Consider the following 11,679-nt stretch of genomic DNA (forward strand, 5'->3'; position numbering starts at 1 on the left):
TGAAATATGTCAATTTATTAGTTGAATTTATTTATCTATATTATTCCTTTATCTCAATATGGAATTAAATATATGAATATAATTATATAATATTTCTAAAGGTTTTATTAGTTCATTGCCAACTAAAATACTATTTTCATAAATTCCAGGTTTATAAAAATAATTCAGTACATAATCTAATATATTAGGCAGTACTCCCCCCATAACAAATATAATTATAAAGCACTCTGCGTATATAATTAAGAACTTTTCAATGTCATCTTTCATACTTTTATGCCCCTAGACCCTTTAGTGCAAAATTTATAAGTATAGGCGTTATAAAAGACTCAAATAAAAATCCAATAAACATAACTCCTGTGACAATTAAAAACATCATAGTATAATTTCTTACTGAACCAGTATTAGGTGAATATTTCTTTGTAAATTTTTCTTTTACTATACCTATAGAAAATTCAATAGATAGTACTGATAAAAATATTAAACATGGTATATATATAAGATTTTGTGGTAAAACACCTAAAAGTGATAAGAGTAATCCTTTTTCTTTTAATCCATATATAAAAAAACTAAAAGTAAATCCTAAAGAAAATCCTTTGTAAATATTAATCAAAATAATTATTGGAAGTCCTACCACTGTTAATCCCAAGAACCAAAATCCAATTATAATGGGTATATTATTTTTTAAAGTACCCATTAATATTTCTTTATTAGATAATCCATCTAAGGTCGATGATGATCCAAAAGCAGTTATATAGTTAATTAAGGTACTCTTGTCCACATCCCCCATATATTTAACACAGTAGAGACCTAGAATCATCCCAGTGGCAATAAATAATATTGTTAATAAATACATCCAAATATTTTCATAAAAATGTTTATTAAAACTATCTATTACGCTTCTTAATGTCATACATATTCCCCCTTAGTTTATTTAAGAATTAATTTATATTTATGCCTAACCTAAGGGTAATATTCCATTTTATTTAATTTTTACAAGTATGCTAAAGCTGCAATAGTCTTTCCGTCTATAACTTCTCCACTTTTAACCATTTCTTTAATCTTATCTATACTATATGATTTTACATTTATAAATTCATCATCATCTCTATTAACTTCACCTTTATATAACTCAGTAGCCTTATATAAATATATATATTCATCTGAAAATCCAGGTGCTGTAGCTATTTTACCTAAGAACTGAAATTTTTTAGCCTTATATCCAGTTTCTTCTTCCAATTCTCTAATACCACATAATTTAATATCTTCTCCCTTTTCTATTTTCCCAGCTGGTATTTCTAAAATCGCTCTATCTAATGCTTTTCTAAACTGTTCCACAATAAGTATAGTATCTGAATTCAAATAAGCTACTATACCAACTGCTCCTGGATGTTCTACAAGTTCTCTTTTTCCCACTTTTCCATTAGGAAGTTCCACTTGCTGCACTTTTAAATTTATTACTGTTCCTTTAAACTTATATTCTTCACTAATAGTTTTCTCAAAAAGTTTCATCATCACCACTCCTTTTAATATATAATAACCTATCATACTGTGGATTGTAAAATAGTTGTCGCAGATGATAAATGTGTATTCATTTAAAACTAAAAGCAGCACCTTTCGGTGCTACCTTAAAAGCTATTTCTAGTTAAGTTTTTTTTCTCTTCTTTTAGAAATGAAAATCCAAGCTGCACCTATAGATATTATTATAAGTCCAGATACCACTAGTACATTAATACCTATTAGTGAACCTAATTGAGGTATATTTTCTCCATTACTAGTACTTGTTTTTGTATTTCCTTGTTTATTACCTTCCTTATTATTGCCAGCTGGTTTATTGCCTTGGTCTTTTGGCTTATCTTCACCTGGTTTATTGCCTTCATTCTTTGGCTTATCTTCACCTGGTTTATTGCCTTCATCCTTTGGATTGTCTTCATTTGCCTTTTTCTCTTCTATAGTGAAGTTTATTGTCTTTTCTGTTTTATTACCTGCTACATCCACAGCTGTAACAACTAATGTATGCTTTCCTAACTCTTTTATAGCAGCTCCATCATAAGCTTTTCCATTAAGAGTCATTGTTAAAGTAGCTTTTTCATTAACCTTAACCTCTGGAGTTACGGCTTCAGTGTACACCTTACCCTCTTCAACTCCAGTTACCGTTACCTCTGGTGCTGTTTTATCAATAGTAAAGCTTACTTTATATTCTTCAGAAACATTACCTGCTTTATCTACTGCAGTAACAACTAATGTATGATTTCCCTCTTCATCTATGACAGTTCCTAAATATGTTTCGCCATCAAGGGTCATAGTAGTAACAGCATCTTCACTAATTTTAACCTGTGGTTTTACTGAAGAATTATATGCTTTACCTTCTTCTAATCCTTCTACAGTTACCTTAGGTGCTTCCTTATCAACAATTACGTTGTATTCCTTTAAGTAGTGATTTCCAAATAAATCTGTTGCCTCTACTGTAACTTTTTCATTGTTTGCCACATTAACTTCGTATTCAAAGTCTTTTATATTATTTGATTCACCAGTAACTGGGAATACATCTGCTTTTAAAATATTGCTTCCATTAACAAATAAAGAATATCCAAAACTATCATCTGCAACATTTCCTTTAATTTTTAAAGTATCTTTATTTGTATATACATTTCCATCTGCATTTTCTATTGGTTCTAATATATTTACCTTAGGAGCATTTGCATCACTATAAATGTTGTATGCATAGTTATAATATACTTTTTCATTTGCATCCATAGCAAATATTGATACTTTTTTTCTTACTGAATCTAACACTACTGGCACTTCAAAAGATAAATCCTTTTTAATCTTTACATCCTTGCCATCGATTTTAAAAGTATTTATTCTTTTAGAAACAAATCCTTGTACATTATATACTCCATCCTTTACTAAGTCTTGAGTTGGATCTAATATTGTAAGTGGATCAAGATTAGTAAAGGTAATTTGAAACTCTGCACTTGAATCTTCATAGCCTACACTTAAATTTACTACTGAAGAATTGTTTGCTTCATCTCTTGCCACTATTTCTAATAAATTGCTTGGATCCCACAGCCTAGCCTCTATCTCAAAGGTTCCATCGGGATTTACATCTGCTGAACTATATCCAATATTTACAGTGAGCTTATCAGATTTACTTAGATTATCAGTGACAATTCCCTTTACTACAACTCTATCAGTATTAGAAATTATTCCTTCATCTCCATTTTCTATTGGAGAAATAATTTTAACCACTGGAGCTTCAGTGTCAACAGTGATGCTATAGCTTTTAGTTAATGTCTCCATTTCCTTACCATTGCTATCCTTAGCTATAACCTTAACCTCATTTACACCTTCTTTAACCTTTAAACCATAATTAAATTCATAATTATCTGTCAAATCAACCTTTTCTCCATTTATTTCAACTTCTTTAACATCCTTTGATACTGTTCCTGTAATAGGATAAACACCATCAATAATTTCAGACTTACCTATAAACATTCCATCTTCTACGTTCTCAACATTTAATATTGAGCCTAGAGTTATAGTGTCTACTCCAACGTTTAGAGCACTATCACGAGCTCCAATACTAATGCTATTTGCCTTTGTACTATCAACCTTAATTTTAACACTGTAAACATCATTTTCTTTTGTTATAGTTTGTTCTGCATCGCTTTGACGTTCACCATTTAAATATATATGAGCATAACTATTAACAGGATTACCATACAAATTAATTTTTTCAATTAATTTGGAAGCTCCTATACCTTCATCATTTTGAGTCCATTTAACAGTAAGGATATCTCCATCTAAATCATTTTCTGTAGATAAAATTTTAACCTTTGGAGCTTCTGTGTCAACCTTTAAAGCTAAGTACATAACTTGTGGCTTAGCAGTTGGTAAATCAACTTTTGATGTTATTCTAATGTAATACTGACCATCCTTAGCAACTTCATACTTGCCAGTTTTGTTATTATATATGGTTCCATCCCACAATCCTGAGAAGGACATTTGAGCTCCATAGTTTAAATCTGCCAACATTCCCTTACGTAAATCCTCATCATCACTTAGTACTCTTAAAACTTTTTCTGTACCATCATTCTTATCTACCACATCAAACTTAATACTTTTAGCATTTCTAAGTACAACTAAGTACGGTTCTGCAAATTCACAAGCATCATCCCCATTAGGAGAAATGGCAACTGTTTCTGGGTCAACCTTTATACCACCATTATCTAATTCTTCAAATTGGCCGTGAATAACTGGAATTCCAAAGAATAGTCCCTCTGATAAAGATGTATGACTAGTTAAAGATCCCTCTTGGTAACCTGGTTTATCGATTATATCACCCTTACTCCAATCTCCATAAAACCCCATGTAAGGTATAACCAAATCTGGTGTATTCTCCGATTTACCTTTTAGATGAATAAAGCCCTCAACGAATCTATCTTTTTCCAAATTATTTGGCAAAGTTATATTTACTTCTATTGTCTCTTCTGCTTGTCCACTTAAAGTTATTGATTCTTTGCTAAACTTAGTTTCAGCACCTTCAATTATATAATCAGCAAAGTGCTTATCTTCGTCAACAGTTTTTTCAGCTAAAACCCCCTCAGTAAACAGGTCATAATTAACTGATTGATTTCCATAATTTTTTACTTTTAATTTAAAATTAAAGTTGCTACCAACTTCTTTCACGGATACAGTAGGTTTATTATTTTCTGCTGTTACTATAACAGTGTTGTTTATTGCATCCTTAACATTTGCTATACCTGCACCTTGTCTTCTCGGAGAATATGGTGCTCCACCACCAAATGTATTATCTAATTGAACCTTTGCAGTATTTACTAAAGTCTTCTTTGCAAATTCTACAAGCTCTCTTCCTGAAAGACTTGGCATATTCTTCTTTAACCCTTGCACTACTAGAGCAGATGCTCCTGCTATATGAGGAGCTGCCATGGAAGTTCCACTCATATTATCATATTTATCATCATTTACTGTAGAATATATACCACCACCAGGAGCTGATATTTCTGGTTTAAGTTCAAGGTTTGGTGTTGGCCCAAAGGATGTAAAAGTTGACATTTCCCCATTAGTTGGACTTATAACCTCACTCTTATTCCCAGTAAAGGTAACTTTTGCTTCACCATTTACAGCTGAAGCTATCTTTACACCATCTGAATTTTTAATCCAGGCTGTAGGAATTAAAGATTTATCTTCATACATTGGGTGAAGTGTCTCATCCCCATCATTACTATAAATAATAACTCCTTTTGCCCCATACATCATAGCACTTTTTCTTAAACTAGAACTAGTTGAGTTACCAGTATATTTTATTAATGCTATATTTCCTGACACTTTATCATATACATTCCACATTTCTGCTTCTGAAGCTGTACCACAATCAACTATATTGTATTCTTTATCTTTTAACAGTACTGATGGATCATTTTCTGATGGGTAGTAGCTGATGTCTTCTGATTTTCCATTAATTTTTACAGTAATATTTTTATTTACACTTACAGAATTTTCAGAAGATGCAACAGCTAAAGAATCCACTGCAGTAGCTGGTGATGATATCATAGCGGTATCTTTAATTCCAAACTCATTATTAGGATGTCCTCCACCAGATGTATCTGTTGAAGTAGCATCATTACCTGCTGCTACTACTACCATAACCCCTTTGTCTGTTGCATTTTTTATTGATACTGCTACTGGGTTATCATCATCTTCAAAGCCTGCAGAACTTCCTAAACTCATATTTATTATGTCTGCACCATGCTTTACAGAATCATCTATAGCTGCAATTATATCATCATCAAAGCAACCACCTAGTTCAGGATTATTAGAGAATACTTTCATTGCTAGCAATTGAGCTTCTGGTGCAACTCCTTTTACAGAGTTAAATCTATCAGCTCCATCTCCATTTGCTGCAACTATACCTGCAACGTGCATACCATGTTGGCTTGTACCTGGACCAGGTTTAACATCATCATTATTATCTGCAAAGTTGTAACCATAAGGTACCTTATCAGTAAATTTTGTATGTTCACCTTCTTTAATATCTTTAATTTTCGCTTTTTTAGGATCTGATAGCTTCATATCCTTATGTCCAACATCTATACCTGTATCAATAATAGATACTACCAATCCTTCCCCTTTATAATTTAATTTCTGCCAAACTTCTACTGCTTCTGTAAGTTTTGTAGCATTATTCATAATTGGATAATACTTAACTGCTTCTTTTACAGATTTTACTCCCGGTATTGCTTTTAATTTAGACAGCTCACTTCTTTTAACATTCATGCTAAATCCATTAAAAGCCTCACTATAAGTATTTCTAATCTCAGCACCTTTTAACTTTTTTGCTTTTGCTTTAATATCTACTTGAACATTTTTTAGTTTTTCTCCTGAAGTCGACCCCTTTGCTTTTTCAAAAGAATTATCCATTTGAACTATTACCCTTACAATTTCATTTGGATTCTTCTCTTTCACAGCACTTTCTTCGTTTGAGTTTAGATTTTCCTTAATCTGTTCTTTTCTTTCTTTTAGGAAATCTGCCTTAATTTCTTGAATTATTTTGTCTTTTTCACTTAAGTCCTCAGCATTGGCGACTATCGGCTTCACTGTTATTACTGAACTTAAGATAACAGTGAAAGTAAGCACCGAAGATAAAAATCTTTTTTGCCCATTTTTCATTCCTATACCCCCTATTTAATTTTTTAGTGTGAAATTTTTCGTAAAAAATCCCAACACTTACCCATGATTTTTTTGTATTTTATATAAACTTGCATACCTTTATAAATTATTTAAATTTTAATTGATCAAGTTAAAATTTAAAAATATTAAATAATGCAAATTTAAATCATGATTAATAATTTTTTTGAAATTATCTATGGTATTTTTTATTTATCATTTGTAACATACTTTCTAGACTTATATTATGATAGTTTGTCAATAATATCGTTACAATTTTTCCAAAATTCAGTTATATGTTCATTGTAATTAATAAAAAAAGCTTTGTCAATGAACAATGTTCATTTTTATCTTTTTTTATTTCAATAAACAAATTACGTTATAATAAAATTTAAATTTATTACACTTTATTACTTATGTAGGAAATTGTTATAATTATCTTTGTATATATTTTTTATATGTAAAGGATTCTTAATAAAATTTAACAGTTTTTTACTTAAGTTGTTAAGATTTTATTAATAGGCTCTGTTGAAAATTACAGTGATAGAATACACAAACTATTAGAATATTGGTGGACGTTCCTTAAAGTTCGTGCTGAAATAAAGCTTTGTGCTTCTAAAAAATATAGGCATAACTTCACATTTTGCTTATTTCTATACAAGTTAAAAACACCTTTAATATATTGATTCCTAACAAATATATTAAAGGTGTTTTAACCATCTGATTAATTGCTATTAAATTGTAAAATTATGAGTCTCATTTAGTAGTTAGTTGCTATGAAACTTTTAAATAATGGCTCTATTACTAGGTTTATACCACTTTATTTTTAAGTCTTAGCTTGTCTGCTACCATTGCAATGAACTCTGAATTTGTTGGTTTACCTTTTTCATTATGAATAGTGTATCCAAATAACTTATTAATAGTATCAACCTGTCCTCTACCCCATGCAACTTCTATAGCATGTCTTATAGCTCTTTCTACTCTACTTGCAGTAGTATTGTATTTCTTAGCTATTGCTGGATATAGTTCTTTAGTTACTGCTGACAATAATTCTATGTCATTTACCACTAAAGTTATAGCTTCTCTTAAATACATATACCCTTTAATATGAGCTGGTACACCAATTTCATGAATGATATTAGTAATTTCTGATTCTAAATCCATAGATCCACTATTTGATTTGGGTTTAACATCCATCATTAATGATGAAGAACTAGTTGTATTAGTAACTGGTGTTTTTCTAACTATATCACTTGAAATTGAATTATTAAACATATCTCTAATTCTATTAGATAATACATCCATATCAAAAGGCTTAACTACATAATAATCAGCTCCTAAAGATATAGCTCTTTGAGTTATTTTGTCTTGACCTACTGCTGATAATATAATTATTCTAGGCATTGGATTTAAATTCATTGTATTTAATCTCTCAAGAACTCCTAATCCATCTAAATGAGGCATTATAATGTCTAGAACTACTAAATCAGGGTTAGTTTGTTCAATAAGTTCTAAAACCTCTACTCCATCTTTTGCTACACCAACTACGTTGATGTCCTTTTGACTTAAAAAATAATCACTTAAAATATTGCAAAACTCCTTATTATCATCTGCAATTAGCACATTAATGCTTCTTTGCTCCATTCCACAACTCCCCTTTTTGTAATTTTTACCATATCATAGATATATAATTTCGACAAAAGTAATAAAACTCCTTCTACTACCTAAAAAAAAATAAATTTTTTTAAAATTCAACCTTTTCTTATATTATAACATCATTTTGAGTCAAATAAAAACAACCTATTGTAATTTTATATAAATAGATTGTTTTTATTTAATTATTTATGATTATTATATAGCCTTTTGTATTTTTTAAGTGTAATTGATAATATTTATTTATTTCCTAATGTCTGCTTCATTTATCATCCAATCCATATATATTCCATATCCTGTATCAGGCTTATTGACAAGAACATGAGTTACTGCACCTACTATTTTGTTATTTTGAATTATTGGACTTCCACTCATCCCTTGAATAATACCACCTGTTTTCTCTATGCATAATGGATCTGTAACTTTTATTATCATACTTTTGCCATTTGGTTCTTGTTGATTTAATAATTTTTCTATTACAATGTCAAATAATTCAGGCTCTTCTCCATCTATAGTTGTAAGAATTTGTGCTTTTCCTACCTTAACTTCATCTTTAAATCCTACCTTCATAGGCTTATTATAATTATTGCATATTAAATTATCATTACCTTCTCCAAATACTCCAACAGGGGTATTTAATCTAATTATTCCTAAGGTCTTATTACTATCTGTAAAAATCCCCCTAAGTTCACCTGGACTACCTTTAGCTCCTTTCCTAACTGACACTATATTAGAATCTACAATTTCACCTTTCCCAACACTCATAATAGTATTGGTATCCATATCTGTTATAGGATGTCCTAGTGCTCCAAACTTCCCACTTTCTTTATGATAAAATGTTAAAGTTCCCACACCTGCCACAGAATCCCTAACCCATAATCCAATTTTATAATTTTCATCCTTCTTACTGACCACTGGATTAACTACAAAATTCATTTCTTCGCCTTTTCTATTTACTGTAATTTTAATCTGCTCTCCCTTGGCTCTATTTACATAAGTAGCTATATCTTCGGCACTTTTTATTGTTTCATTGTTAATTTTTGTAATACTATCTCCTATAGCTATTCCAGAAATAGCAGCTGGGCTTTGAACCTTATTACCATCTACCTCAATATCTGACAAAGCAATAACAAGGGCTCCTTTTGTATTAATTTTAATTCCTAAAGGTTTTCCTCCTGGATAAACCATTATGTCGGAGGTTTTAGCATAATTAACCTTTTTTAGACTAGTAGCTTCTGAAAAATTTAATTTATAGTCCATAGCACTTGAATAATTATTTATTGAAGGCACTGCTTCATTAAAATATCTATTAATTATATCAGTATAGCAATTTATAGATATTAGAATGAAGGTTGTAGTAAATATCAAGAATAAAATATTACTAAATTTTTTCATAATGCTTTACCTCCTGTAAAGAATGTTTAACTTTAATTTTCCCCTATGAGAAATTTTTATGTTAGAGTTCTTTTTCTTTTAAACCCAAAAAGATTTCCTAATTGAATTTTTTAGAACATGAAAATAAAACACTATAAACTAAAGTTATACTTAGTTTATAGTGTTAAACATTTTTATAGTATATATTCACATTTTAATTTTTATTTTTTAAAATTTATAATAAAATCTAAGAACTCTGTTTATCGTCTTAAATCACCTTTTATTTCTTTTGCCTTTGAAATCATCTCTCGTGCATTTTCAATAGTTATAGCCGTAACTTCGCTACCACCAATTATTCTAGCTACTTCTTGTTCCACTTCATCATCCTTCAGCTTCTTAACTTTTGTAAACGTATTTACTTCATCGCTGTTTTTTTCAATTAAATAATTCACATCTGCTAGTGCCGCAATTTGTGGTAAATGAGTTATACAAAATACTTGATGAGCTTCAGAAATAAGCACCATTTTTTCTCCTACTCTTTGAGCTATCCTACCACTTATTCCAGTATCTACCTCGTCAAATATTACAGATGGAATTTGGTCTTTATCTACAAACACAGTTTTAAGTGCTAGCATAATCCTTGATAATTCTCCACCCGAAACCACTTCTTCTAAAGGCTGTAATGGCTGTCCAGGGTTAGTGGAAATGTTAAACTGTATCTTGTCTCTACCTTTAGAATTAAGATTATCTGTATATGCTACCTCTATTTTAAATCTACTTTTTTCAAGACCTACATAATCTAATTCTTTTTTTATTTCTTTTTCTAGCACTTCACTTATTTCTAATCTTAAATTATGTAATTCCTGTGCTATTCCTTCTAATTTTTCATATAACTTTTTCTTTTGTTTTAATAATTCTTCTATAATCTCTCCACTGTTTATTAATTCGAAATATTGTTCTTCTATATTATTTTTATACACTAGCACATCTTCTAAAGTAGGTCCATATTTCTTTTTACAAGCAGATAATTGATACATTCTAGAATTTATAAATTCCAATTCACCTATATCATAGTCTGTATTATCCTTTAAGTCACTAAGAGTTCTAGTATTATCCTCTAACAAGTAATATGATTCCTCCAGAGAATCTACTATGGATTTAACTTCTTCATGATGAGCTTCAATAGACTTAAGTTCTCTAATAACATACATTAAGGAATCTATAATAGAAATCCTACTTTCATCATTTTCTTTAAGTAGCATATAACTTTTTTCTAACGCCTTTTTGATTTTTTCTCCATTAGATAACATATTAAATTTCTTTGATAACTCTTCATCTTCACCTATTTTAGGTTTTATGCTATTAATTTCATCTATTTGAAACTTTAGAAAATCTATTTTTTTCTCTCTTTCTCCATCGTTTCCTTGAAGTCTATTTATTTTTTCTTCAACTTCACCATATTTTAAATAAAATTTATCGTATTCTTCAAGCTTATTCACCAATAAATCTTGGCCAAATGAGTCTACATAATTTATGTGCTTTGAACTATCTAATAAATTTTGGTTTTCATGTTGACCATGAATATCAATTAAAGTTTCACTAACCTGCTTTATTTTAGATAGCAATAAGGTTTTATTATTTACTTTTGCTATGGTTTTACCTGAGTGAAAGCTTTCCCTACTAAGTATTACTATTCCCTCATCAATAATATCTAATTCTTCTAAAATAGCCTTAGTTCTTTGATTTTCAATAGAAAAAACTGCTTCTACTACAGTTTTATCTTCTCCTACCCTTATTAAATTCTTATTAAATTTACCTCCAAGAACAAAGCTAATAGCATCGATTAATATAGATTTACCTGCTCCTGTTTCTCCTGATAAAACATTAAATCCCTTAGAAAAATCTATGGATAGTTTTTCTATAAGAGCAAAGTTCATAATATTAAGTTGTAAAAGCATTTATACC

General features: G+C 29.8%; 7 protein-coding genes. All 7 read right to left on the reverse strand.

The features are described from left to right. Positions 1 to 48: 48 nt before the first annotated feature. A complete protein-coding gene (locus ACTNBA_RS06690) occupies positions 49 to 267 on the reverse strand; it encodes a hypothetical protein (protein WP_441073143.1) in 219 nt (72 codons plus the stop codon). Positions 268 to 271: 4 nt separating this feature from the next. Further along, a complete protein-coding gene (spoIIM, locus tag ACTNBA_RS06695) occupies positions 272 to 910 on the reverse strand; it encodes a stage II sporulation protein M (RefSeq protein ID WP_441073144.1) in 639 nt (212 codons plus the stop codon). Positions 911 to 990: 80 nt separating this feature from the next. Continuing rightward, the gene (locus tag ACTNBA_RS06700; protein WP_441073145.1) at positions 991 to 1,509 is read right to left on the reverse strand and encodes an NUDIX hydrolase; all 519 of its coding nucleotides are present in this window, start codon (positions 1,507 to 1,509) and stop codon (positions 991 to 993) included. 129 nt (positions 1,510 to 1,638) lie between these two features. Continuing rightward, positions 1,639 to 6,690 carry a S8 family serine peptidase gene (locus tag ACTNBA_RS06705; RefSeq protein WP_441073146.1) on the reverse strand — a complete coding sequence of 1,684 codons (5,052 nt, stop codon included), beginning with the start codon at positions 6,688 to 6,690 and terminating at the stop codon, positions 1,639 to 1,641. 807 nt (positions 6,691 to 7,497) lie between these two features. After that, positions 7,498 to 8,331, reverse strand: a complete 834-nt coding sequence (gene spo0A, locus ACTNBA_RS06710) for a sporulation transcription factor Spo0A (protein ID WP_441073147.1) — start codon at positions 8,329 to 8,331, stop codon at positions 7,498 to 7,500. A gap of 252 nt (positions 8,332 to 8,583) precedes the next feature. Continuing rightward, positions 8,584 to 9,738 carry a SpoIVB peptidase gene (gene spoIVB / locus ACTNBA_RS06715; RefSeq protein WP_441073225.1) on the reverse strand — a complete coding sequence of 385 codons (1,155 nt, stop codon included), beginning with the start codon at positions 9,736 to 9,738 and terminating at the stop codon, positions 8,584 to 8,586. 236 nt (positions 9,739 to 9,974) lie between these two features. Beyond that, positions 9,975 to 11,672 carry a DNA repair protein RecN gene (recN, locus tag ACTNBA_RS06720; protein ID WP_441073148.1) on the reverse strand — a complete coding sequence of 566 codons (1,698 nt, stop codon included), beginning with the start codon at positions 11,670 to 11,672 and terminating at the stop codon, positions 9,975 to 9,977. Positions 11,673 to 11,679: the final 7 nt, after the last annotated feature.

Origin of the sequence: Clostridium sulfidigenes (assembly GCF_052067195.1) — a bacterium.
Taxonomy (GTDB): Bacteria; Bacillota; Clostridia; order Clostridiales; family Clostridiaceae; genus Clostridium_J; species Clostridium_J sulfidigenes.

Excerpts from the sequence above, each read along its gene's own strand:
- ACTNBA_RS06690 (WP_441073143.1), bottom strand. The coding sequence starts at position 267 with ATGAAAGATGACATTGAAAAGTTCTTAATTATATACGCAGAGTGCTTT.
- spoIIM (WP_441073144.1), bottom strand. The coding sequence starts at position 910 with ATGACATTAAGAAGCGTAATAGATAGTTTTAATAAACATTTTTATGAA.
- ACTNBA_RS06700 (WP_441073145.1), bottom strand. The coding sequence starts at position 1,509 with ATGAAACTTTTTGAGAAAACTATTAGTGAAGAATATAAGTTTAAAGGA.
- ACTNBA_RS06705 (WP_441073146.1), bottom strand. The coding sequence starts at position 6,690 with ATGAAAAATGGGCAAAAAAGATTTTTATCTTCGGTGCTTACTTTCACT.
- spo0A (WP_441073147.1), bottom strand. The coding sequence starts at position 8,331 with ATGGAGCAAAGAAGCATTAATGTGCTAATTGCAGATGATAATAAGGAG.
- recN (WP_441073148.1), bottom strand. The coding sequence starts at position 11,672 with ATGCTTTTACAACTTAATATTATGAACTTTGCTCTTATAGAAAAACTA.